Raw genomic sequence first — 24595 nt, 5'->3', positions numbered from 1 at the left:
GTCAGCTCAATTGCAGGGACGCCATGACAATATCTGTCACATCCCGCGCAACGCTGTCCATGTCCCGATTGCCGTCGACCACGTGGAAACGGTCAGAGAATTCTTGGGCCAGACCCAGAAAACCTGCCCGCATCTGTTGTTGAAGATCCAAACCGAAATCTTCGAATCGTTCTTCGGTGCCCTGACGACCTTTGGCGCGCAACAGACCGGTTTCCGGGTCCATATCGATCAGCAAGGTCATATCTGGCTCTCGCCGGATCATCAAGCTGTGCAACTGATCCACCAAACCCCGCAGATCGCCGCGCGACAGACCTTGATACATCCGGGTACTGTCGGCAAAGCGATCGCAGATCACAACCTTGCCCTCTGCCAACGCGGGTTCAATCGTGCGCTCAAGATGATCGCGCCGGGCAGCGGTGAACAGCAGGATCTCGGTCTCGGCCGACCAGCGGTCCGGATCACCCTGCAGCACAAGGCTGCGAATTTCTTCTGCCCCGTCCGATCCGCCGGGCTCGCGCGTCAGAACGACGTCGCGGCCTTGATGCCGCAAGTGCTCGGCCAGCAGGCGCGCCTGCGTGGACTTGCCTGATCCGTCAATGCCTTCGAAGGTCAGAAACGTTCCGCGCGCTGTCACATTTGCTCCAGCGGGGTGTTGATCACTTCTTTCAGAACGATGCCACCCACGGTCAACATACGCACGACAAACCCGCCCAAGGGAACATCCTTTTCCGCAACCAGCGGGCGGCGGATTTCGGGCAATCCCTCGGGTTGGATCACAAGCTCGGCCAATTGCTGGCCTTTGCTGACCGGTGCGTTGATGGGGCCGTCATAGACAACCTCGGCCTTGATCTCCTTGTCGCCCAAAACGGGGAACAGCAAGGTCAGATCACCCTCGGGCACCAATCCCACAGTCTTTTCCGCCCCCATCCAAAGCTTGGCCTGGGCTACCGGTTCTTCTGATTTGGCAACTGTCCTCTCGACAAAATTTCGAAACGACCAGTTAACCACGGCCTCAGCCTCCTCTGCGCGCTTGGCAGTGCTGTCGAGCCCTGAAAGAACAAAGACAACCCGTCGGTCGCCTTGTTTGGCAGAACCGACCAAACCATATCCTGCCTCTTGGGTATGGCCAGTCTTGAGGCCATCGGCCCCGATATCCAGCTTCAGCAGCGGATTGCGGTTCCGCGCGTTCGAGGGCGCGCGGCCATCGAATTCGAACTCTTCTTCGGCAAACAGGGGATAGTACTCGGGGAAATCGGTGATCAGCCGGTCGGCCAGAACTGCCAGATCGTGCACTGACATCATGTGCCCAGCAGCAGGCCAGCCGTTGGAATTGGCAAAGTTCGAGTTGTTCATGCCCATCTGCTGCGCCCGCTGAGTCATGAAACGGGCGAATCCGGCTTCGCTTCCGTCGGGGCTGAGCGCTTCGGCGATCACGACACAGGCGTCATTGCCCGAAAGCACGATGATCCCGCGCAAAAGATCCTCGACCCGGACACGATCCTGCGTGTTCAGGAACATGGTCGAGCCGCCATAGCTCATTGCATGTTCCGAGACGGGCAAAGTTTCGTCCAGCGTCAAACGGCCATCGCGCAAGGCCTCAAACGCCACATAAAGCGTCATGAGTTTCGACATGGACGCTGGAGGCAGAGGCTGATCGGCGTCTTTAGACAACAGCACAGTGCCGGTTTTCTGGTCCATCACATAAGCCGCACGCGCGGTGGTGTCGAAGGCATGGGCGGGCAGTGCCAACAGCGCCAACCCGAGGGCCAGTGTGGTGGATCGCAAAGCGGAAAGCATCATGGGCCTCCTGTTTGATCAGTTCTTCGCCGTGAAAGCATCGGTAAACCCAAGGTCTTTCACATCGTTCAACATCGCCCGGCGTTCCGCGCGGGTTGCAACGGGTCCAACCAAAACGCGCCAGACCGACTTGTCCTCGCTTTTCAGTTCCATGACTTCGGCAGCCATGCCATTGCGCCGGATCTTGTCCGCCGCGCTCTTGGCGTTGGATTCTACGCTGAATGTGCCCGCCTGAACAAAAGGTTTTGCCAACCCACTTGTCGTCGCAGCACTCGCCGTCGCTGGTGCCGCCGCCGTTGGTTCAGAGGCCTCGATGGCCGCTGCTGCTCCGGCAATCGGGTCCAGAGGCGTTTCGGTGATTGCGATAGGGTCTTTCTTTTGCCACCACTTGCGCTTGGCCGGTTTTTCAGCCGGTGCCGTCAGTTCGGGATCCGACAATGCTGCCGTCTGTGTTTCTGACGAAGGGGATTCGGTCTCGGCAGCCGCTGCGGTTGCTGCGCCAGCTGCTGCGACTGCAGTCTCGTCGCTTGGCTTTTTCTGCCACCATTTGCGTTTGGCCGGTTTCTCTGGGGCTGGGGCCTCATTCGCGGCCAATTCACTGGTCAGAGCTTCTGCATTGGTCGGGGCTTCTGCACTGGGCGCATCTTCATCCGACGATGCAACAACGGCAGCCCCGGCAACGACCGCAGCTCCGGTCGCTGCTTCGGTGCTTGGCTTTTTCTGCCACCATTTCCGCTTTTGAGGCTTTTCAGCAGCGCCCGTTTCTGACGCTTCTGCGGTGTCGGTTGTTTCCGAACTCTCCGCACTATCTGTCTCTTCGACAGGTTCCGCGGCGACAGGTGCAGGGGGTTCTTCGATAGCCTCACGTCGCAATGCGACAACCTGCACCCTGGTTGGAGCACCAGCCAGCATTCCCAATTGCTCGGCAGCGGATGACGAGACCTGCAGCGCGGGTCCCGGCAAATTCCGCTCACGGCGGAACAGGGCACCCGTTACCGATTTGTTGTTGGCTGTATTCTTGATCAGCACCCGCTCGGGTTGAGTCACATCAGGGTGCGCCACCCAGATACCACCCAACGATGGCCGCCCGTCCCACAACCCTGCTTCGGTGACCTGAAAAACCTCGGGGGCTTCAACATCGCGCTGATTGGTCGCGGCAGCCTCGGGGAACAGTTCGAACCGGTTCGTGTTGTCCGCATCTTCGGCGGCCGTATCCTCAGGCGGGTCCTCTGTTGTAAGTAGCCCTTCTTCGCATCCAGCCAATGCTGCCATGGTCACGACCAAAATTGCCAGCCGTTGTGGCCCAAAGCGTGTGCCCGTAGCTCGCTCCATTTTCTCAATCCCTTGCCTGACAAGGCCATTCCGGCCGCGCCCCACCGCGTCATTGCTGGTTCTTGTTGCCAGTCTTGTGCGGTCTTTCCCGCAGATCATAGCGCGGGCATCGGGCCATGGAAAGACTGCTACATTCGCTTCGGCAAGATTTCCCGCTTTATGGCTTGCCACCGCGCTCAACTCGTCATAGACCCAGCCTCACGCGGGGAGGTGGCAGAGTGGTCGAATGCGGCGGTCTTGAAAACCGTTGAACGTGAGAGCGTTCCCAGGGTTCGAATCCCTGTCTCCCCGCCACTCATACCTGTCTCACTTCAGTTGTATTTTCTGACCCGGAGTTGTGCCGCAATTCCCGTGCGTTGGCGCATGCGCTTTCGATCAGAGACGGAGCGGACTGTACATTCAGAGGACAATTCCGGCCGCAGTCTCAGTGCCGCATTTTGGCGGGGTCGCTTTGGGCTGGATTTCCCTGATACCCGGCAATTTACAGGGAATTTCTGCAAACCAAGTCTGGAACCCGACATTTCAGATGTCACAACTCTATTTTTTCCAATAGCTTAGGCTGCAAATTCCCTAAATCATGGAACAGGGAGTTTTCTCGTGGGAACAGGGAATTGTTCCGACGGATCAGGGAGGGCGAACCCCGTATCAGGGACGCAGGATCTGAAGCTATCAAAAGCCGAACTGGCGTTCCTGTTCGGACCAATCAAGTGGGTGGGTCACGCTGACCAGACGCTTGAGTGTGAGTTCGGGCGGCTGGGTGCCGTCGAGAATCGCGGCCTGAATCGTCGGGGAGAGAAAGGCGAGCTGGGCGCGGGTGCGGAGGAAGGCGCCGGGGACGCTTTCGCGGCGTGCGATCTCCATCAGTTGAACTCCGGCTTTTAGATCGCGCGCCCAGCCATGGGCGCGGATCAGCATGGACCGGAGGTGGGGATCAGGTTGGGGTGCCATGTCTCCGGCGATAACCTTGGCCTCGACGCCGCGGCGGCGCAGATCGAAAGATGCGGTGATGTGTATGAGATCCGGGTGCAGATGGTCCGCAGCCATGCCAAATGCGCTTGCCAGAGTTTTGGGGCTCAATTCGAGGTCGATCTGTCCTCGTGCAATTTTGCCTTTGGTCAGAAGAGCAGCGCCGACCTGACCGCCTTGGCGTTGAAGCCGGGTTACTAAATCCGCAACTGAAGTCTGAACCGCCTCCGCTAACCCGGCCTCCGGCTGCGCCAGCACGTGATGCGCGGCGGCGGCGTCTTGCAGATGTCTAACGATGACATCAATGACTGCGTGCTCCAGCGCAGGGCCGGGCAGTCGCCAGCCGGAGGTATCCTTGCCGCCCGAGATCAGTCGATTGGAGATGTAGTAGCGCAACCGTCGGCCTGCGCGCGTGGTGTGGGTTGGCGTCAACCGATCACCAGTTTCGTCCTGCAGCAGACCGGTGAGCCAGGCGCCGGGGTCATTGGAGTGTTGACGCGTATCGGAGCCGCCGCGTGCCCGGGTACGATTAGAGGCCTGCCGCATCTTCTCTTGCACCCGGTCCCAGATGTCCTGGTCGATGATCGCTGGATGTTGTCCGCCCCAGATCTTATCCTTGTGGCGAATTTTTCCGAGATAAACCGGGTTTCGCAGCAGATAATAGATCTGACCGCGTGACAGCAGACAATCCCGTTTCACGCTGCCATCCGCCCGAACAACCCGTTTTGACCTCAGGTCTTCTGCTGTTGCCCGCTCTTCTACTTTGCGCAGGCACCCCAGTTCGTCATACAAATTAAAGAGATGCCGGACCGTTCTGGCCTCCTGTTCATTTATCACCAGCGTTCTTGCTTTTGGATCGGGGTGGCGGTCATAGCCGAGAGGCAGGTTGCCACCCATCCAAAGCCCCTTTTTCTTAGACGCTGCAATCTTGTCACGAATACGTTCGGCGGTGACCTCCCGTTCAAACTGAGCGAAGGACAACAGCACGTTCAGGGTCAACCGGCCCATGGACGAAGAGGTGTTGAAGGCCTGTGTAACCGAGACAAAGGAACAGTTCGCCTGTTCCAGCCGTTCGACCAGCTTCGAGAAGTCGGCAAGCGACCGGGTCAGCCGGTCAATCTTGTAAACCACCACCATGTCAATACGCCCGGCATCGATCTCTTCAAGAAGGCGCTGAAGGGCGGGACGCTCTAGGGTGCCGCCCGACAGGCCACCGTCATCGTAGCGCCCGGGCAGTAGGGTCCAGCCTTCATGTCGCTGGCTGGCGACATAGGCCGCGCAGGCTTCATGTTGCGCATCTAGTGAATTGAAGTCCTGGTCCAGACCATCTTCTGAGGACTTGCGCGTGTAGATGGCGCATCGGATTTTACGGCGCGGGCTCATTTGGCCGCCTTGCCGGTGAGCCCAAAGAAACGCGGCCCTGACCAATGCGCGCCGGTAATCTCCCTGGCGATGGCGGAGAGCGAGCGATAGGACCGACCGTTCCAAGTGAAACCGTCCTCTGTGGCGTCGACTACATGTGTCACGCCATTCCACTCACGCAGCAAGCGCCCACCGGGTTTTAGGGCGGGGCATGTAGGCCGGGGTTTCTTCCCAGAGCCCTTTTCTAGCGTGGCTTTGATTTGCCGGGGTAGCCCGCCATGACGGCGGGACTGCGTCTCAAAGGCGATAAAGCGGCGCAGAAAGGTTTGGCTGAGCATGGCGGGGGCGGGTTGATCAAACAGTTGCTGCCAAAGCGTGACCAGATCCGATCGTCCCATGACGGCCAGATCGGCAACATCGCTAGTCTTGGTCATGACTCTTCTCCTGTTCCCACCGTCAGGTGATAGGTGGATGAACCATCTGGTTTGTCGGATGTCCGCCTTTCAATTGTGACGCCTTTTTTCCGCAGGCCGCTTAGAGCCGCTCGGACCGAATGAGGCTGCCACCTCGTTGCTTTGCAGAGCGCCTCAAGGCTGGCGCCGCTCGGGCGACGCAACAAAGCTTGAACCTTGTCAATTTTGGTTTGCTTCCGTTTGGACATGAACTGTCTCCTCTGATCTTGGGTCAGCGAGATGCCGAACCCCGGTACCGAGGAGCGCCCGAATGGCTCGGGCGTAGGTTCAGTGATGCGTGGTTTACGGCAACAGTCCAGCTCTTTCTGAAACGACTACTGGAGGCGTGTGTTTTGAAGTGCGACGTTGCCGTACCCCCGATTATTCGTCAACAATCTTAATTGGTTACTTTTAGTTTGGGGGTTGCGTCTCGTATTGATGGCACCTACATTCGACCTAATCGCCCGGACTATCAGGGCGGGAAACTGCTCCCGCAGGCAGCACTCATTGGAAACACAGGTTTCCGCAGAGAGCATTCAAAGGAGCAACGTCTCGGATCGATTGGTCCGGGGAGTTGCGATTTGTGCTCTCTCCGTTTTTCCAACGCGATCCCTCCATCTCGACGTCCGCGCGGCGTCACGCAAAAGGAGGCGGTTATGCCTGACAAAAACACACACAGCGACGTTCAGGCGTCCAATACGCCTATCTGGATGGCCGAAAAAGTTATCCAATCCCAGATCAGCCAGATCAAGCCCTACGCCAACAACAACCGCGTGCACGCGGCCAAGAATGTCGACAAATTGAAGGCATCGGTGGCCCAGTTTGGCTTTGTCACTCCGATCCTCGTGGATGCTGAAGGTACCATCATCGCGGGTCATGGCCGCTATGAGGCCGCTAAGGCCCTGGGGTTGATGTCCGTGCCGACTGTTGTCGCGGATCACTTGTCAGAAGCGGAAGTGCGCGCTCTGCGCATTGCGGACAATAAGCTGGCGGAATTGTCGGACTGGAACGAAGCGGCGTTGCAGATCGAATTTGCCGAGCTGATGGACCTCAGCCTTGATGGCGAGCTGGACTTTGATCTGGACATCACCGGGTTCGAAACACCGGAAATCGACATCATCATCGATAGTGCGGGCGAGGCCACGGAGACTGAAGCAGAAACTGTTGAGACGCCGGACCCTGCGGCACCCGTAGTCACGGAGCCGGGCGACCTCTGGGTTCTCGGAGATCACCGCATCTTCTGCGGGGATGCCCTGCAAGCCCAGAGCTACGACACCTTGCTGGAAGGCGAGAGCCCGCAGATGGTCTTCACCGATCCGCCTTATAACGTGCCGGTCAATGGGCATGTACGCTGTGGCACCGGTGGCGATCATCGCGAGTTTGCCATGGCGTCAGGAGAAATGTCGGACAGTGAGTTCCGCAGCATTCTCTCGGACGTGAACAAACGGCTGTTTGACTGCTTGCCGGACGGTGGCCTCGCGATGATCTGCATGGACTGGCGTCACATTGAAGAGTTGATTGCGGCGGGCAAGGCAGGTGGATTGGACCTCATCAATCTCTGCGTCTGGAACAAGACAAACGGAGGCATGGGCAGCCTTTACCGCTCCAAGCACGAGTTGGTCGCAATCTTTAAGAAGCCCGGTGCTGCGCATATCAACAATGTCGAGCTGGGCAAACACGGGCGCAACCGCACCAATGTCTGGGATTATGCCGGAGTGAACAGCTTTGGGGCAGGGCGTGAAGCGGATCTCGCTGATCATCCCACGGTGAAGCCGACAGCCCTGGTTGCAGATGCCATCATGGATGTGAGCCACCGCGGTGATGTTGTGCTGGATACTTTTGGCGGTTCTGGCGCGACCTTGCTGGCGTCAGAGAAAACAGGACGCCAGGCGCGCTTGATTGAGCTCGATCCGGCCTATGTCGATGTCGCCATCCGCCGTTGGCAGAAGATGACCGGTGAGAGCGCCGTGCATTCGGTGACAGGCCACACATTCGATGCGCGTTCCGCGGCCAACGACACCACTTCAGAACAGGAGGTGGGTGATGTCTGACGACGCTAAAGACTATGAGGTAGGCTACGGCAAACCGCCCAAAGCGACCCAATTCAAGAAAGGCCGATCCGGCAATCCGAAAGGGCGGCCGAAAGCCTCGAAGAATGTCGGGTCGATGCTTGAGGAGGTCTTCTTTCGGAAAATCCCGATCACCGAAAACGGGTCACGCCGCGAGGTCACGATGCTGGAAGCAATCCTGCGCCAGCTGGTGAATGGGGCAGTTAAAGGCGAGATGCGTTCGATTGACCGGGTTCTGAAACTGTTGCCCGCGGTTCAGGAGGCGCGCGCCGCAGAGTTGGCGGGTGGCGAAGGTGCAACTGCGGCCGACCCCGGTTCAGACCTGGCCGCCCTGGAAGTGCTGGCAGATATGTTTGGCAGCGATCCGGATCAGCTTTTTGCAAGCATCCAGGGAGGCATCGACGATGAATGCCCTGAATTCTGATGATCGCAAAAGGCTGGCAGAGGCTGCGATGCGTGAAAACCTCTACGCATTCCTTGCAGGCTGTTTTGGTATCTTGTGTCCGGGTGAGAGGCTTGCCCGGGCCCCTTACCTGGAGGCTATGTGTTATGCCCTTCAGCGCGTGGCCTCCGGTGAGTGCCAACGGTTGATGATCTCGATTGCCCCTCGCCATCTGAAATCGATCTGTGGATCTGTTTTGCTGCCGGCCTTTGAGCTTGGACGCGATCCGACAAAGAAAGTGGTTGTTGTCAGTTACGGCAAAGATCTGGCGCGCGAACATGCCGAACAGTTTCGACGGCTGGTGACCAGCCCATTCTACCAGCGCTTGTTTCCAAAGATGAAGGTCGATCCCAAACACAACCGGTTCGAACATATGAAAACCACTAAAGGAGGCGGGCGCAAATCTGTCTCTCTTGGCGGTGGTATCACCGGCTTCGGTGCAAACCTCATTATCATCGACGATCTGGGTAAACCCTCTGAAATGCGTCACGATACGTACCGGCAGGAGTTGCGTGACTTCTTCGACCAGACCCTGTTCTCGCGGCTTAACGACAAGCGCACCGATCGCATTGTCTCGATCCAGCAGCGTCTGCACCCGGATGACTTTTCCGCCTACCTCTTGGAAAAGGACACATTTAACCATTTGTGCCTGCCGTCTATCGCGGAGATCCCGGAAGAGATCCCGCTCTACAACAACCGGGTGCTGAAGCGTCGGCCAGGAGACTTGTTGAACCCAGAGCGGGAACCGCAGGAGGTTCTTGATCGGATCAAGGCCGACATAGGCAATTTTGCCTTCCAGGCACAGTATCAACAGAACCCCACGGATGGAGAAAACGAATTTCTCTCAATGTCCGATTTGCATCTGGTGGAAACCTTGCCGGACGAAAGCGTGTTCGTCCGGCGGGTCCAGAGCTGGGATACAGCGGCGAAGGATGGTCCGCGTTCTGACTTTACAGTGGGGCTGACCTTTGGTTGGCATGCGTATGAAGAGAGATGGTATCTACTCGACGTCTTTCGTGCTCGAACGAACTATACGCAGGTGCGGAACGCTGTTCTTCGATTGCGCAAACAGTGGCGTGTGGACCGGGTGCTGATCGAGTCCTCGGCGATGGGTATCCACCTTCTGGATGAATTGAAGCGCACTGCAGCAGGTGTCTACATGCCCGTCAACGTTGTCACTAGCAAGCTGGACCGCTTCATCCCACAGACCGACTGGATTAAATCTGGCAAGTTAGTCATCCCCACCGACAAGCCCTGGTTTGATGAGTTCCGCAGGGAACTGCTGGCGTTTCCCGACGCTCTCAAAGATGATCAGGTGGATGCTCTGACCCAGTTCGCTGAATACATGCGTCGAAGCCAAGGGACATATCTCGATACAGATCCTTACACAGGCCGCCGCCAAGGCAACTATCGACCCGAACGACCAAGAAGGGAAGATCGCATGCGGTTCTGACACCACGCGAGGGCGCTTTCCAGCGACCTGGGGTTGTATATCAAATCTTCGACCTCGAACGTCTGCGATGAAGCGCGAAGCTGCCGTTAGGGCTTACTGCAGCGAATGTCTGCGCTGAGCCCAAAAGGTGACGTTAAAAGGCGACCTTGTCGGGCTGACAGAAGTCGAGTGTCGCGTTAAGTTCCTTAAAACAGGGGGAACGAATGGACAGACGTCTTACGACGGTGCTTGCGGCGGACATTGTCGGCTACTCAGCACTGATGGATTATGACCGGGAAGGTACGATTAGTGCGCTCCGATCATTTCGTGAAGATACGCTCCAATTGCTTCTGAAAGCCCATGGCGGGACAATGATCAAAAGCTTGGGCGATGGTTGGATCGCCGAGTTTAAGTCCACATCAGACGCTGCAGATTGCGCTATTGCAATACAGTCTGCTCAGAAACCAGACAGTATCAAGCTTCGAATTGGCATTCATACCGGCGAGGTTGTCACCGAAGGCGACGACATTTTTGGTGATGGAATAAATATCGCCGCTCGTCTCGAATCAATGGCCGAGCCAGATCAGGTATTGTTGTCGGATACATCTCACAACAGTCTTGACCGAGGCGACGCATCCAAGTTCGACGGCGGTGAGCAGACGGAACTCAAAAACATCACGCGCCGCATTGGTGTTTGGTGCTGGCCTAAAGGCACTTCAGCCAACCTATCGCAAAAAACGGATGCTAGACCTGGGATTGCAGTGCTTCCATTCGACAATATGTCTGATGATCCCGAACAGGAATTCTTTGCGGACGGAATCACAGAAGACATCATCACAGAGTTGTCTCGTTTCCGCTGGTTGATGGTCGTGGCCCGAAATTCGTCCTTCTCTTTTAAAGGCAAAAGCACGGATATTCGCGAAGTTGGTCGCATACTTGGAGTGCGCTATGTTCTCGAGGGCTCGGTCAGACGAGCAGGTCAACGCGTCCGCATTACTGGGCAGTTGATTGATGCGGAAAACGGCAGTCATCTCTGGGCAGAACGCTTTGACGGCGTACTTGATGATATTTTCGACCTTCAAGACAAAGTCACGCTGGAAGTCGTTACAGCGATTGAGCCATCGCTACGGCACGCCGAAACAAACCGCGCGCGCGCGAAACCCACGGATAATTTGGAAGCCTATGAACTTTACCTGCGAGCGCAATCGCACTTCCATCTATTGACGGATGAAGACAATCGAGAGGCCATACGGCTGACGACTCTCGCACTGGGTCGCGACCCGGAATATGCGTCCGCATCAGGTTTGTTGGCTTGGTTGCATATTCAACGCATGGTCCAAGGGCTTGAGCCTATTGGCGAAGGGCCGAAGGAGGCCGTAAAAGCAGCCGAACGGGTGCTACTTAGCGATCGTGCAGACGGGATCGCACTGGCGTATGCTGCGCATTCAATCTCAATGCTGGCGCGGGATTTACCACGCGCGCGTGTTGCGTTTAAACAAGCTCTCGAGCAGAACCCAAACGCCGCAACGGTTCACATGCTGGCGTCCATCAACCTGTTTCTGCTGAATCGCCCCGAGGAGGCACTCAGCCACGCAACTCAATCTGTGGACTTCAGCCCGCACGATCCATTGCGCCATGCTGCCTATCTCGCTCAAGCAAGTGCACTATTCCATCTTGGGCGCTATGAAGAATCCGTTAAGGCTTGCCGAAATGCCTTATCTGTGCGTTCAAACTTCGTAATGAGTCATCTCATGCTGATCGCTGCTCTGGGCCACCTCACCGATGGTGATGCGGCTCGCGAAGCGGTTGCAGATCTTCAGGCGTTGCGCCCAGGGCTGACCGTAACCTCGGCGCAGACTCAATTACCAATATTCACTGTTCCATCTTGTGCGAACAATTGGCGTGAAGGTTGGTTAAAAGCAGGGTTACCGCAATAGGTGACTGGTATAGTTGGTGAACATAGATTAACGCCACTCCACGCGAAGTTAGCGAAACCTCATAAATTTGAAACCAAGAAAACTGAATCCCCGCAGTAGAGTCTTTTTACATTTTGCCACACTCAAAATCCTTACTGTCCGCAAAACGGTCATCCATACAGAACGCAGCGAACGGCTGTTCTGAGCCCAAACCTCCCATATGCTGCACAGCGAACCAATGTCCGCTCTCTGAACTGGTGCGCTGGAAGCTGACTTCAATCAAGTGGTCAGAGTTTCCACTCGAACCCAACAGCTTTTTCAGACTCCTCCCAAAGCCGTGTCGTGACAGCTTTGTCATAGGCGTGAGCGTTCAGTGTGCCCTTGCCGACCGGGCCGACCGCTTCCATTCGGCCCGTCGGGCCGTAGAGCGCCCTTTGCTCGGTGAGGGCCTCTTCTGTCGCGCACATGACCTCTGGGTATGAGCCCTGTTCCGCAGTCTGTACCATCGGCGTCTTGGTCATCAGCCACCAGATGAACCGCATCGTGCGGCTGCCGCTGGTGGTTATGAGCGATGTGGCTGATGAGCCGGGATGACAGACGAAGACCTCGACTTCTCTGCGCCCTGCAGCGGCCAGCCGGTCCTGCAGCTCGTAAGCAAACATCATCTGCGCCAGCTTGCTCTGCGAATAGGCGGTGTTCGCTCCGTAGCCCTCATCCCAGTTCATGTCGTCGAACTTGATGGTCTTGAGACCCATGTTGTAGCCGAGGCTGGCGACGACCACGATCCGGCCTTTGCTTTCTGCGATGCGGTCAAAGAGCAGACCATTGAGCAGAAAATGTCCGTAATGGTTGGTGCCAAGCTGGCTTTCGAACCCGTCGACGGTCAGCTTGCGCGTCGGCACCTGCGCGATGGCCGCGTTGTTGATAAGCGCGTCGATCCGAGGCACCGTCTTCAGAACTTCTTCGGCAGCCTCGCGCACACTGTCCAAAACCGATAGTTCCGTGCGGACGAAGCTCACGTCGGCTTTCGCGTCGAATTCCTGTCTCAGGTCCGCGATTGCCGCCTCGGATTTCTCGGCCGAGCGGTTCAGCATCACCACCTTGGCGTTCTTCTTCAGAAGAATGCGCGCGGCTTGAAAGCCTGCGCCAGCGTTGGCGCCAGTGATGATGTAGGTCTTGCCTGACTGGTCGCCGAGGCGCTCGGGTGTCCAGCCTTTGGGTCCGAATGTCGTATCTGCCATTTTCTGTCTCCTGCCAGCCCAAGCTGGCGGTTTAAGGTGTTGTTGCTTGAATGCACAGATAGAACCTGACTGGGCGCGAAAACAGGCGATATACTCTCCATTACTTGCCCAATCGTCTCAGCCCCATTGCAAAGATGAAAGTCCTCTGCCAGCTAGAGTGCATGAACAAAGACCAGATCAAAGACCTTATCGAGCGACGTCTGCCAAAGGCAGGCCTCGTCGATACCGCGTTGAAAGGCGTCCAGCTTTTCCGGGTGACCGAGGCCATGCCCTGCGTGCCTGCTGTCTACGAGCCCACGGTGGTGGCTATTCTCAGTGGCAGCAAGGAAGCTGTTCTGGAGGGTGAGCACCACGTCTATGGCAGCGACAAATACCTGCTGTGCCCCATGACTTTACCGGTGGAGGCGGGCACGCCATTGGCGTCCAAGGACGATCCTCTGCTCGGCGTGGTGATTACGCTGGAGCCACGGATGATGCGCGAGCTCACCATGGAAATCGAGGCCGCCGCTGGTGGCAACAAACAATTGCGGGATGGCGCGCCATCGGCTTTGGCATTGGCGTCCTGGGATAGTGGTTTCACGCAGGCACTGCTGCGGCTTCTCGATCTGCTCGACAATCCGGTTGATCTGGAGGTGCTCGGGCAGGGGCGAATGCGCGAGTTGTGTTACGCGGTGCTCATGGGCGAGGCCGGGGCCTCCGCAAGACGAGCCTTTGGCGTCGGCAACGAAATCGCGCGCACCATCGACTACGTCTCAAACCACTTGAATGAACAGGTCACCATCGACGATATGGCCGACCACGTCGGCATGAGCCGGGCGGTCTTCCATCGGCGTTTCAAAGAAGCCACGACAATGTCTCCAATACAGTTCGTGAAATCTATGCGGCTGAACAACGCCGCCATGAAGATTGCCGAAGGAAAGACCGTGTCGGAAGCGGCATGGGACGTAGGCTATCAAAGCGCGTCTCAGTTCAGCCGGGAGTTCAAACGGATGTACGGCCAGTCGCCCCGGCAATGGAGCCATGCGGCGCAGGGGCCCGAACGAATGGCCTAGGGTGCAACAGTGAGCTTACGTTTGAGACGAATGTCCGGTTGAGGTGGTGCTACGGTCAATAGGTGCGTTGTACCGAATGACGGGTTTGTCCCGTAACTCGGGTGTTCGCTGCAACTTGCTTGAACGTTTCCAATGCGGACAAACCCGCCATTCCCTAAAAAAAACGGGTAGGCATACCTTTTGAATGATCGCTTCCACGGTCTTTGGTCAATTCGAGATCTTAGTTACCGATCATTCCACTGCAAGTTTTCAGGTATTAGGCAAGTTGCCGGTTCTAACAAACTAAGAACGTGGTAGTGTTTTCGAGCCAACTTGCGGGAAGTAGCCATGAGTCAACGCCGTCTTGCTGCAATCGTGTCTCTCGATGTCGTCGGCTTCAGTCGGATGATGCAGGGCGGCTCCAAGCTACTTCTCAAAACACTGAACACCTTGTACCGCGATTTGGTAACGCCGATCGTTGAGCAAAAGTCTGGCCGGGTGGTCAAACTGTTGGGCGACGGAGCATTGATTGAATTTCCGTCGGCCGGAAACGCCCTAGAAGCGGCAATTGCGATCCAAATCGAGCTAAGAGAGCCAGACCATCCCTATTTGGTTCCGGAACGTATCCAGCTTAGAGCGGGTTTGCATGTCGGCGACGTCATCGTCGATGGCGACGATATCTTCGGAGACGGCGTCAACATCGCTGCGCGGCTCCAATCGGCAGCCGTACCCGGGGGCATTCTGGCCTCAAAGGTACTTTGTGATCTTGCCGGAGCGGATTATGCCAAACGATTGCGCCGGGAAGGACTACATACGTTCAAAGGCATTGAACAGCCGATCGAAGTGCTGTCGTTCAACTTCACCGATGAACATGTGTCCAAATCGCGCGCTAACTTCGCGAAAACACAGGAAATTCGTTATTGCAGAACTGACGACAACATTAGTCTGGCCTGGAGCTCAGTTGGGGACGGTTCTCCGGTTGTAAAGGCGCCAAGTTGGATTGGACACTTGGAACTTGACTGGCGCAATCCGGCGAAAGCTCCAATTTACACTTCTATCGCTCAACGACATCGTTTGGTCCGTTTTGATGCCAGGCTCAACGGTCTATCTGACTGGGATGCAGAAATTTGCACGTTCGAACGGTTCGTTGATGACTTGGAAACCGTTTTCGACGCGGCGGGTATCAAGCGCGCACCGATCCTTGCGATATCGCAAGGGTCCGCAGTGGCAGCCGCCTTCGCAGCGCGCCGACCTGACCGCGTGTCTGCAATCGTAATGATAGGTGGGTTCCCCATTGGTCGGGCAAAAAGAACGTCACAAAAAGATGTGGAACGCGCCAACGCAATTAAGCAAATGATGACTGCCGGGTGGGATGATGATTATCCGTCTCTGCGTGATTTAATGGCGCAAATCATCGTGCCGGGCGCGAGCCAAGAAGAACGGCGGCAATATGCCGAAGATATGCGCAAGATGATTTCACCCGAAAACATGGGGCGGTATCGCGGCGTGATTGATAACATCGATATCTCACCGATATTGTCCAAGGTCGAGGTGCCGTGCCTTGTTTGTCATGGGACCAGTGACAGGATGCAGCCGGTCGAACAAGGACGGTTGTTTGCAAAGGGATTACCCAACGCGAGGTTCATCGCCTACGAAAGCTCCAACCATACCATCCCGGAAAACGACCCGGAATGGCCACGTTTTGAGAGGGACGCCTTGGCTTTCTTGGCTGAACACAGCTGAATTATTGCTCCAAGTGCCTTCGGGTCTGGCGCAATTTCTCTCAAAACAAATGCAGCAAGAGTACTTCGCCAGATTAATGGAACACAGAGTTGCGATAAATGCAGTCAGGCTCTCCTACGCCCAAGACGGCGAGGGAGAGCCGGTCGTCTTTGTTCATGGATCGAATGCGGATCATCGCGTTTGGGATGCGCACCGCGATTTAATCGCTCCACATCCTTTGCAGCTTCCGCGAAAGTAGACGTTCAAGCAAGTTGTGGTGAATGACTGCAACGCGGACAAAGCTGCCTAACAAAGATGCAACGAATTTGTTTGCCAAGTCCGCCTCAACACAAATGCTGCTAAAAAACTCGGCCAACTAAGAGGCTTAAGAAGACGTAATGATCAATTAATAATCGCCAAATGAAAGCGCATTAAATTCATTGTGTTACATGGTTCTGAGTTGGAAAAGGCGTTGGAATACTATGGTGTATGCAGTCAGCGTAGATATTGCGCTTTCTGCCATGAAAGTTTCTTCAGCAGTTCAGGAAAGAGATGACCAGCTTTACGCGATGGGCGTGTGTGAGGCCATGGGACTTTCCGCGTGTGAAGCCGCTGTGGTGATTTTGGCTAAAGACGGCGAGTTTGAAAGACCAAAGGACACTGAAATCTGCATCAAAAAATGGGCATGTGAAGGAAGAATGGATCCAACAGAACCGGCTGTGGCCGGTGCTCTTTCAAGGCTGGGTTATTCCGCGATTTAATCCCGATAGAATAGGTGTTCGGTGAAGGCGAGGCAAAGCCTGTTGTCCTGCGGTCTGTAGTGCGGATTGCGGTTTTTCACCTGTAAATCGTTCTAGCTCTGGTCTTGCAAATTCAGCTCAAGGTATCGAGCCAGCACTTTCGGGAGGAGTTGAAAGTGCTGGCCCGTGCGTTGGCGCTCCCTGTTGGCTTTTTCGCCGCCGCTTTTGCTGGCTTACTCTGGGAGGAGCGAGGACCAGCAAATTTCGTGCAATCTTCTATCCTGAGGGTCTACTTTTCTATTCGTCAGCCATCAATTTCGCGGCATATTCCGGGATATCGGATCGCGAGATTCCGATCTGAGCGAGCTGATGGTCGTTCATATTCGAAAGTGTGGAGAGCATCCGGGCCGTTTGAAGCGCCTTAAAGGCCGCATTTGCCGTGGCTCCGATCCTCGCCAGGAAGCTGATTGATAGGGCGATGGCGTGACCACGATCTGTACCAGCCGTTTGGGTGTTAGCAGCCATATGCAGCCTCCATAGCAAGTTTTTTGATGCTACTGCGCGGAATACCCAGATCTGTTAAGTCGCGGTCAGATAGCACCGAGAGCTCATAATACGTCGCGCGGTAAACCCTGCGATTGGCCTGTGCCTTTCGCATCGTGTCTATTTTTTGATGAAAGAACGTGCGGCCAGCTTCGAAAATGACATCCAGCCCGCTGTTTGATCGAGTAATTGCCATGATATTGCCTCGTCCGTTGCTGCAATGCAGTATTTATGCTGCAATGCAGAGATACGTGTGTTTGGTAGCGCTCACAATTTGGCAATTTGGCATAGGCCCCATGTCAGATTGGAACAGCAAGGGTCATGACATGGATATTTCTGCGCAAATGCTAATCTTTACGACAGTTGTCGAGCAGGGAAGCATATCTGCGGCTGCACGATCAATGGGGCAGACCCCCTCGGCTGTAAGCAAGCAGATCGGATTGCTTGAAGATCAGGTGCACTACCGCCTACTGAATCGCACCAGAACAGGTATCTCCCCGACGTTGGAAGGCCAAGCGTTCTACGAAAAATGCAAAGCGATGGCTGACAAATTCAAAGAAGCCGAGGCGATGATCCATAACTTTGATGGTATCCCACGCGGAGTGCTCAGAATCGCATCCACGGTTGCCTTTGGTAAGGCACAGCTGATCCCTGCTCTGCCGAAATTCATGGAAGAGAACCCTGAAGTTAATGTGTCCTTGGATTTGACCGACCGAGAGATTGATCTTCGGAGCGAAGGGTTCGATGCGGCGATCTGCTTTGCTGAACAACGCAAGAACCCAGATATGGTCATCAGACGCATTATGCAGAGTCGCAGGGTGCTATGCGCCTCACCTGAATACCTTGAGCGTTCAGGAACCCCGACGAGTTTTGCCGAGTTGGCTGAACACAATTGCCTGAGAGTTGCTGGAAGAAGCCAACGGAACGCTTGGAACAGTATCGAACCAAAGGTCGGCGAAAAATTTGAAGCAACGGGCAGTTTTGAGGGAAACAGCACCGATGTCGTTTTTCGAGCGGTACTGGCTGGCATCGGGATCGCACGGCTGCCCTGCTATATGGCAAACATTAAATTTAGCTCCGGCGAACTTGTCCACGTCATGCCTGAGTATGCACCACCCAGCACAGATATTGTCGTAATGTTTGCCGAAAGGCGGAATCTGGCACCAAAAACCCGCGCGTTCGTTGATTATCTCGCGCGGCGGTTTCGGGATTCTGATTAAGACCAAAGGAACGGCTAACTACGTATAGAAACGGTCGCAGTTGTCCAAGTTTATCCAAATCCATCTGTTGTGACTGTCTAAAAACCCGGCAGAGATTGAAAGAAAACTGACTGGGCCCCTCGATCAAAAATCTATTAGCGGTTGGAGGATGCAGAATTGATGAATTCAACCTAAGAGGAGCCATTATCCGGACACATGATTAATGGCTGCTATCAGCGGCATTAAAGTGATAGTGCGCTTAACCCACAGATGAGCTGAACACCTAACGATGGATCGCTTCACCTAAATCCGCTTCGACAATATTTTCCAATCGTTTCGACTCTAAAAAACACCCAATGGTTGGGGTAGTAGGCCAAGACCTGGTCGCGGACACGCTGACTGCGAAAGTCAAATTTCTAGGGCCTCTGAGGGCTTGGCCAAGATGAACCGTGGATTGCCAGGAAGCGATATCAACGCATGGCTGACTTCGTAGCTTGCACCAATTACCTCAGATAGGTGTTGAACCAATCAATGGTGCGGTCCCAGGCTAATTTTGCCATCGATTCATCGTATCGTGGCGTGCTGTCGTTATGAAAGCCGTGGTTAGCATTTTCGTAGATGTAGGCCTCGTAGACTTTTTCGTTGGATTGAAGAGCAGCTTCAAAATCTGGCCAACCTGCATTGATTCGTTCATCAAGCTCCCCCATCTGAATCAGCAGTGGTGCCTGAATTTTGGCTACATCTTCGGCTGCTGGCTGGCGGCCATAGAACGGCACGCCTGCCGCTAGTTCCGGGTAGGCCACCGCAATTGCGCTGACCACACCACCGCCATAGCAGAAACCCACAGCGCCAACCTTCCCGGTGCAGTCTTCTCGATTCAATAGGTATTCAAAGCCATTGAAGAAATCATTCATCAGCTCGACCCGATCGACCGTCTTTTGCAACTCGCGCCCATCAGCATCGTTGCCTGGGTATCCGCCAACCGACGTCAGACCGTCTGGAGCCAGAGCCATAAAGCCTGCTTTCGCCAAGCGTCGCGCCACATCTTCGATGTAGGGATTAAGGCCGCGGTTTTCGTGGATCACCAGCACTGCTGGCAGCGGCTCATCCACACCAGCAGGCCGGACAAGGTAGCCCCGTACGTCGCCGGTTCCATTTGGTGAGGGATAGGTGATGTGGTCTGCATGGATATCGGGATCGTTGAATGATACCTGCTCGGCCAATGCATAGTTCGGGCTGAGCATGTTCAGCAACGCGACCGCAGATAAACCGCCAACCGCGAACTTACCTGCGCGATCCAGAAACTGACGCTTAGTGATTTTGCCGTGCGCGTAAAAATCGTACAGGTCCAGTAGTTCCTGGTCGAAGTCTTTTGCCGTCATGCGAGTCATGGTCAATCTCCTAATGAGTTTGGCAGTCTGAAGGGTACGTAGTATTCGATCTGAAGATTTTGATTTTATTTGGTTTTTTAAAAGCCCTGTCCAACGTCACGCAGCCTTGAGATGCTCCAAGGCAGCCTGAGTGCCGCCTCCGTTATGTGGCATACCGCTCTTGGCTAGCCCCATCTCTACGCCAGAAAGGGTGGCCATCAACATTAGGTCGTTGAAGTCGCCCAAATGACCAATGCGGAATACCTTGTCGGCTACCTTGGACAGACCATTTCCTAGTGAGATGTCATAGTGCTCAAGCGCCGCAGCACGAAACGCATCGGCGGAGTGACCCTCTGGGACCTTAACCGCAGTCAAGACGCCCGATTCCTGACCTTGATGTGTGCACAAAACCTCAAGACCCCAGGCGCGCACGGCAGCCCGTGTCGCGGCTCCGTGTCGGGCATGACGGGCAAAAACGTTGTCCAACCCTTCCTCGTGCAACATGTCGATGGCCTCATTTAATCCATAGAGAAGATTGGTGCCGGGGGTGTAAGGAAAGAACCCCTTCTGATTTGGTCCGACCATATCTTGCCAATCCCAGTAACTTCGCGGCGTGGTCACGGATTGTGAGTGTTTCAGAGCCCGATCGCTCACGGCGTTGAAGCTCAAACCAGGCGGTAACATCAATCCCTTTTGCGAGCCGGAGACACACACATCGACCCCCCAGTCATCGAACCGAAAATCAATCGACGCAAGGCCGGAGATGGAGTCCACGATTAGAAGTGCAGGGTGCTTGGCTGCGTCTATGGCCCTCCGCACTTCCTCAATTGGTGTGACTGACCCGGTTGACGTTTCGTTGTGGACGACGCAAACCGCCTTGATGCCGTGCTGCTCGTCTGCACGTAGACGGTCTTCAATCTGATTGGGGTCCGCGCCGCCACGCCAATCTCCTTCAATCAGCTCTGGTCGCAGCCCTAGTTTTCCAGCCAAGTTGCACCACATGAAGGCGAAATGCCCTGTTTCGAACATCAGAACTTTTTCGCCAGGCGAAACCGTGTTCACAAGTGCGGCTTCCCATGCGCCGGTGCCGGATGAAGGATAGATAAAGACGTTCTGTTTTGTCCTGAAAATCGTCTTTATGCCATTTAGGGCCTTGTTCCCCACTTCAGCAAAATCCGGTCCTCGATGATCAATGGTCTGCGTGCTTATGGCTTTCAGGATGCGCTCTGGCACAGCACTCGGCCCTGGAATCTGCAAAAAATGTCTGCCCGCCTGACGCATTTGAACTCATCCTTACGCTGGTGCCAAAAGAGAGGCGCTATTACTTATTGCAAAAGTTAATTATGAATTCATTATTCAGTCAACGGTGAAGTGAAGCGTTTTATAAGACTTGAAGGGAAGGGAAGGCGAACCTGATGGTGGAGAATGGATCGTTGTACCGCCGACTGTTGTCTGATGTACGGGGAGAGGTGATGTCAGATCCGGCATCGCTTGCTCGATACTCGACAGATGCCTCAATTTATCAGATGACACCGGACGCTGTGGTGATCCCTCGGTCCACTGAAGATGTCCAAGCTGTAATGTCCATTGCGCGGGACGAAGGAAGTTCGGTTCTGCCTCGCGGCGGCGGCACCTCGCAATGCGGGCAAACGGTCAATCAAGGTGTTGTACTGGACAACACAAAACACTTGAATCGTATTCTAGACGTAGATGTTGAGAAGCGTATTGCGTGCGTTCAGCCCGGTGTTGTTCTGGATCAATTGAACCAAGCGTTGAAGCAGCATGGCCTGTGGTTTCCCGTGGATCCTTCAACAGCGTCCCGTTGCACTCTTGGGGGGATGGCGGCAAACAATTCTTCAGGCGGAAAGTCTCTCCGATACGGGATCATGCGAGACAACGTCCGTGCGATAAACGCAATCACGGTTGACGGTACGGAAGCGCGGTTCAGCGCTGATACGGCCGCATCAGGCGATTATGCGGATCTTGTTGGTGATATGCGCGCTCTTGGGCGTCGCGAGGCTGCCGAAATAAACGCTCGTTTTCCTAAAGTCCAGCGCCGCGTGGGCGGGTACAATATCGACGCCCTTGTAGGTAACGACATCAACATGTCCCATTTATTGGTGGGGTCAGAAGGCACATTGGCCTATTTCACAGAACTGGAACTAAGCCTCGCTCATCTGCCGGGAGCGAAAGTTACCGGCGTGTGCCATTTCCAGACATTTCGTGCTGCAATGGAGGCCACCCAGCACATCGTTACACTCAACCCGCAGGCGGTAGAGTTGATCGACGACACCATGATTGCATTGGGGCGAGAAATCCCAATGTTTAGCGAAACGATTAATGCATTTGTTGAAGGCAATCCCGAAGCCCTGCTGCTGGTGGAGTTTGCCGAGGGCAGCGCCGAAGCCAATGCTGCAAAACTGGTCGAACTTTCGCAACTGATGGGAGATCTCGGTTTTGCTTTCAGCGGTGCGGAACATCGGTGGGGCGGCGTTGTCTCTGTTACGGACAAATCTTTGCAGAATGCTATCGCCGAGTACCGAAAATCCGGGTTGAATGTCATGATGTCGATGAAAGAGGCAGGCAAACCGATCTCTTTTGTCGAAGATTGCGCCGTCCCTTTGCCCGACCTCGCCGATTACACCGCTGGCCTAACCGAAATATTTGCCCGGCATGGCACAAGGGGAACATGGTACGCGCATGCCTCGGTGGGGTGTTTGCACGTGCGCCCTGTGCTGAACATGCGGCAAGACAAAGACGTCCGGACAATGAGGGCGATCGCCGAAGAAACATTTGATCTGGTCAAAAAGTATAAAGGATCTCATTCAGGTGAACATGGTGACGGGATCGTACGATCAGAATTTCATGAAAAGATGTTCGGTAAGCGTATCGTTTCTGCGTTTGAACAGATTAAGAAACGGTTTGATCCTAATGGGGTAATGAATCCTGGCAAGATCGTGAACGCGCCCGCCATGGATAACCGCCGACTGTTCCGCTACGGTCAGGACTATTCGGTTCCTGAATTCGAAACGACGCTGGACTGGTCTGCTTGGCCGGGTGCCGGAGGAGGGTTTCAAGGCGCCGTCGAGATGTGCAACAATAATGGTGCATGTCGCAAGCTCAAGGGCGGCGTTATGTGCCCTTCTTTCCGAGCGACCCGAGACGAGCGAGACGCTACACGTGGGCGGGCAAATTCGTTGCGGTTTGCCATCAGCGGGCAGATGCCGGGCGGTTTGTCGTCTGATGCCATGTTGGACACAATGAAGTACTGTGTGTCATGCAAAGCTTGCGCTCGGGAATGTCCGACTGGCGTCGACATGGCGCGAATGAAAATCGAAGTATTGTCAGCAAAGCGTAAAAAAGATGGGCTGACGTTGGCAGACAAATTGATAGCTTACCTGCCCCGATATGCGCCAAAAGCCGCGAAAGTCGCGTGGTTTGTGAATTTACGAAACAAAATTGGACTCTCGCGTAAGCTATTGGAGGGACCGACTGGTATTTCAGCGCGACGCGATCTGCCAGTGTGGTCTTCTGCTCCGTTCCGTGATGTCGAAGCTCAGGACAATGATCCGCAGGTGTTGCTGTTTGCCGATGTGTTCAACCGGTATTTCGAACCGGAAAATTTGCGCGCTGCCGTCCGGGTTTTGCGGGCAACAGGATTTCGGGTGGCCGTGGCGCGAGACGATCGATCTGACAGGGCTTTGGATTGCGGACGTACTCTCTTGGCTATGGGGTGCGTGGACGAAGCGCGACAGGAGGCACAACGCGTGATTGACGCGACACGAGAGGCGGTTGCAAAAGGTGTTCCAGTGGTCGGGCTCGAACCTTCCTCTATCCTCACTTTCCGGGATGAATTTTTAGCGCTTTGCCCGGGGCCGGAAACGGAGATGTTGTCGAACGCAACGTGTACCTTTGAGGAATTTCTGGCCGATCAGCCGGACTTGCCCCTGAAGCCGTTGGATCGCCCGATTTATTTGCATGGGCATTGCCACCAGAAAGCACACGATGCCGTCACACCGATGCTTGACCTTTTGAAGCGTATTCCAGGGGCACAAGTTCACATGATTGAAAGCAGTTGTTGTGGCATGGCAGGGGCATTTGGATATTCGCCCGACACTATCGATGTTTCGATAAAGATGGCACAACTCGACTTGTTCCCGGCGTTGGAAGTCGCGCCCGTAGATGCAGTTATCGTGGCAGACGGGACATCTTGCCGCCATCAAATCGCCGAAGGTACGCAGCATCAAGCTATGCACGTCGCACGCCTCTTGGATCTGGTTCTTGATGTTTAGGAAATGGAAATGAACCTGACGGACAGCATTAATCGCCCGACCCTTCACGAAGAACTGGTCGAAAGGCTACGTAACCTGGTTGTCGAAGATGTTTTAAAGCCGGGTGAAAAAGTGCCCGAGAAACAGCTTTGCGACTCGTTGGGGGTCTCACGGACACCCTTGCGAGAAGCTTTAAAGGTGCTTGCGTCAGAAGGCTTTGTGGTACTTCAAGCCAACCGGGGGGCCCGCGTCGCAAGTGTCACGCGAGAGGAATTGGAGAATACGTTTCCAGTGCTTGCGACGCTTGAGCAACTGGCGGGAGAGTTGGCATGTCAGCACATGGATTCCGCTGAAATTGAACTAATCGAACGTCGCCATGCCGATATGCTGAAAGCCTATAATTCACATGACCGACAGGCATATTTTAAGGCCAATCAGGACATTCATCAGGCACTGATACGTGGCGCGCGAAACGATATTCTTGCGAGCCACCACAAGCTGTTAGCCGCACGGGTCCGCCGCGCACGTTTTATGGCCAACTTGTCGGACGAGCGCTGGGCGCAGGCCATTGACGAACATGAAGCCATGATGGAGTTACTCAGGGCCCGTAATGCTGACGGGCTTGGAAAATCCATGAAGCTCCACATGATGAATAAACTTTCTGCACTTGTGAAAGCGCTGGAGGCAGAGGACGAGGCACCTCTCTAAAC

At 55.1% G+C, this 24595-nt stretch carries 21 protein-coding genes and 1 tRNA gene; 11 read left to right on the top strand and 11 right to left on the bottom strand.

What is annotated here, in order from left to right; genetic code table 11:
* Window position 1 precedes the first annotated feature (1 nt).
* Genes tmk through AC1DFB_RS10030 form a run of 3 tightly spaced genes read right to left on the bottom strand, consistent with a single transcriptional unit; the run spans window position 2 to window position 3129 of the window.
* On the bottom strand, window positions 2–634 hold the full coding sequence (gene tmk / locus AC1DFB_RS10040) for a dTMP kinase (protein ID WP_170403915.1): 633 nt from the start codon (window positions 632–634) through the stop codon (window positions 2–4).
* On the bottom strand, window positions 631–1797 hold the full coding sequence (locus AC1DFB_RS10035) for a D-alanyl-D-alanine carboxypeptidase family protein (protein WP_480921184.1): 1167 nt from the start codon (window positions 1795–1797) through the stop codon (window positions 631–633). Before AC1DFB_RS10035 ends, tmk begins: the two co-directional genes overlap by 4 nt.
* An 18-nt stretch (window positions 1798–1815) precedes the next feature.
* Window positions 1816–3129 carry an SPOR domain-containing protein gene (locus tag AC1DFB_RS10030; RefSeq protein ID WP_480921183.1) on the bottom strand — a complete coding sequence of 438 codons (1314 nt, stop codon included), beginning with the start codon at window positions 3127–3129 and terminating at the stop codon, window positions 1816–1818.
* Window positions 3130–3333: 204 nt separating this feature from the next.
* Between AC1DFB_RS10030 and AC1DFB_RS10025 the strand changes: the two genes are divergently transcribed.
* Window positions 3334–3423: transfer RNA gene (locus tag AC1DFB_RS10025), tRNA-Ser, on the top strand.
* A 375-nt stretch (window positions 3424–3798) separates the two neighbouring features.
* On the opposite strand, the gene AC1DFB_RS10020 is transcribed toward AC1DFB_RS10025, so the two are convergent.
* From AC1DFB_RS10020 to AC1DFB_RS10010, 3 genes are read right to left on the bottom strand one after another with little or no spacing between them, the layout of a single operon-like run.
* A complete protein-coding gene (locus AC1DFB_RS10020; RefSeq protein WP_480921182.1) occupies window positions 3799–5478 on the bottom strand; it encodes a recombinase family protein in 1680 nt (559 codons plus the stop codon).
* Window positions 5475–5891 carry a DUF2924 domain-containing protein gene (locus AC1DFB_RS10015; RefSeq protein WP_480921181.1) on the bottom strand — a complete coding sequence of 139 codons (417 nt, stop codon included), beginning with the start codon at window positions 5889–5891 and terminating at the stop codon, window positions 5475–5477. Before AC1DFB_RS10015 ends, AC1DFB_RS10020 begins: the two co-directional genes overlap by 4 nt.
* Window positions 5888–6118, bottom strand: a complete 231-nt coding sequence (locus AC1DFB_RS10010) for a DUF3489 domain-containing protein (RefSeq protein WP_170510836.1) — start codon at window positions 6116–6118, stop codon at window positions 5888–5890. The genes AC1DFB_RS10015 and AC1DFB_RS10010 overlap by 4 nt, the downstream gene beginning before the upstream one ends.
* A 447-nt stretch (window positions 6119–6565) precedes the next feature.
* On the opposite strand from AC1DFB_RS10010, the gene AC1DFB_RS10005 reads away from it, so the two are divergent.
* From AC1DFB_RS10005 to AC1DFB_RS09990, 4 genes are all read left to right on the top strand, one after another.
* Window positions 6566–7960: a site-specific DNA-methyltransferase gene (locus AC1DFB_RS10005; protein WP_480921180.1), complete on the top strand. Its 1395-nt coding sequence runs from the start codon at window positions 6566–6568 to the stop codon at window positions 7958–7960.
* A complete protein-coding gene (locus tag AC1DFB_RS10000; protein WP_480921179.1) occupies window positions 7953–8402 on the top strand; it encodes a DUF5681 domain-containing protein in 450 nt (149 codons plus the stop codon). Before AC1DFB_RS10005 ends, AC1DFB_RS10000 begins: the two co-directional genes overlap by 8 nt.
* Complete coding sequence (gene terL, locus AC1DFB_RS09995; RefSeq protein WP_480921178.1) at window positions 8383–9873, top strand: phage terminase large subunit; 1491 nt, start codon at window positions 8383–8385, stop codon at window positions 9871–9873. Before AC1DFB_RS10000 ends, terL begins: the two co-directional genes overlap by 20 nt.
* Before the next feature lie 203 nt (window positions 9874–10076).
* Window positions 10077–11789 (top strand): adenylate/guanylate cyclase domain-containing protein, encoded by a 1713-nt coding sequence (locus AC1DFB_RS09990; protein WP_480921177.1) that lies wholly within the window; start codon window positions 10077–10079, stop codon window positions 11787–11789.
* A gap of 266 nt (window positions 11790–12055) precedes the next feature.
* Here AC1DFB_RS09990 and AC1DFB_RS09985 read toward each other — a convergent pair whose 3' ends face one another.
* Window positions 12056–13009 (bottom strand): SDR family oxidoreductase, encoded by a 954-nt coding sequence (locus tag AC1DFB_RS09985; RefSeq protein WP_480921176.1) that lies wholly within the window; start codon window positions 13007–13009, stop codon window positions 12056–12058.
* A 161-nt stretch (window positions 13010–13170) separates the two neighbouring features.
* On the opposite strand from AC1DFB_RS09985, the gene AC1DFB_RS09980 reads away from it, so the two are divergent.
* From AC1DFB_RS09980 to AC1DFB_RS09970, 3 genes are all read left to right on the top strand, one after another.
* Window positions 13171–14061, top strand: coding sequence for an AraC family transcriptional regulator (locus tag AC1DFB_RS09980; protein WP_010442724.1), 891 nt, complete (start codon window positions 13171–13173; stop codon window positions 14059–14061).
* Between the two features lie 327 nt (window positions 14062–14388).
* On the top strand, window positions 14389–15783 hold the full coding sequence (locus AC1DFB_RS09975) for an alpha/beta fold hydrolase (protein WP_480921175.1): 1395 nt from the start codon (window positions 14389–14391) through the stop codon (window positions 15781–15783).
* Window positions 15784–16244: 461 nt separating this feature from the next.
* Complete coding sequence (locus AC1DFB_RS09970) at window positions 16245–16523, top strand: hypothetical protein (protein ID WP_480921174.1); 279 nt, start codon at window positions 16245–16247, stop codon at window positions 16521–16523.
* 276 nt (window positions 16524–16799) lie between these two features.
* On the opposite strand, the gene AC1DFB_RS09965 is transcribed toward AC1DFB_RS09970, so the two are convergent.
* Both AC1DFB_RS09965 and AC1DFB_RS09960 read right to left on the bottom strand, forming a co-directional pair.
* The gene (locus AC1DFB_RS09965) at window positions 16800–17027 is read right to left on the bottom strand and encodes a DUF1127 domain-containing protein (RefSeq protein ID WP_480438755.1); all 228 of its coding nucleotides are present in this window, start codon (window positions 17025–17027) and stop codon (window positions 16800–16802) included.
* Window positions 17017–17241 carry a DUF1127 domain-containing protein gene (locus AC1DFB_RS09960; protein ID WP_480921139.1) on the bottom strand — a complete coding sequence of 75 codons (225 nt, stop codon included), beginning with the start codon at window positions 17239–17241 and terminating at the stop codon, window positions 17017–17019. The genes AC1DFB_RS09965 and AC1DFB_RS09960 overlap by 11 nt, the downstream gene beginning before the upstream one ends.
* Window positions 17242–17341: 100 nt before the next feature.
* Here AC1DFB_RS09960 and AC1DFB_RS09955 point away from each other — a divergent pair, with 100 nt between their 5' ends.
* Window positions 17342–18265 (top strand): LysR family transcriptional regulator, encoded by a 924-nt coding sequence (locus tag AC1DFB_RS09955; RefSeq protein ID WP_480921173.1) that lies wholly within the window; start codon window positions 17342–17344, stop codon window positions 18263–18265.
* A 482-nt stretch (window positions 18266–18747) separates the two neighbouring features.
* On the opposite strand, the gene yghX is transcribed toward AC1DFB_RS09955, so the two are convergent.
* Window positions 18748–19635: a YghX family hydrolase gene (gene yghX / locus AC1DFB_RS09950; RefSeq protein WP_480921172.1), complete on the bottom strand. Its 888-nt coding sequence runs from the start codon at window positions 19633–19635 to the stop codon at window positions 18748–18750.
* Between the two features lie 96 nt (window positions 19636–19731).
* On the bottom strand, window positions 19732–20895 hold the full coding sequence (locus tag AC1DFB_RS09945) for an aminotransferase class V-fold PLP-dependent enzyme (protein ID WP_170512642.1): 1164 nt from the start codon (window positions 20893–20895) through the stop codon (window positions 19732–19734).
* A 191-nt stretch (window positions 20896–21086) separates the two neighbouring features.
* Between AC1DFB_RS09945 and AC1DFB_RS09940 the strand changes: the two genes are divergently transcribed.
* Both AC1DFB_RS09940 and AC1DFB_RS09935 read left to right on the top strand, forming a co-directional pair.
* A complete protein-coding gene (locus AC1DFB_RS09940; protein ID WP_480921171.1) occupies window positions 21087–23906 on the top strand; it encodes an FAD-binding and (Fe-S)-binding domain-containing protein in 2820 nt (939 codons plus the stop codon).
* A 9-nt stretch (window positions 23907–23915) separates the two neighbouring features.
* A complete protein-coding gene (locus AC1DFB_RS09935; RefSeq protein ID WP_170800107.1) occupies window positions 23916–24593 on the top strand; it encodes a GntR family transcriptional regulator in 678 nt (225 codons plus the stop codon).
* Window positions 24594–24595 lie beyond the last annotated feature (2 nt).

It is taken from the genome of Ruegeria sp. S84, from assembly GCF_056583445.1.
This window is presented reverse-complemented; position numbering and strand designations above follow the sequence as displayed.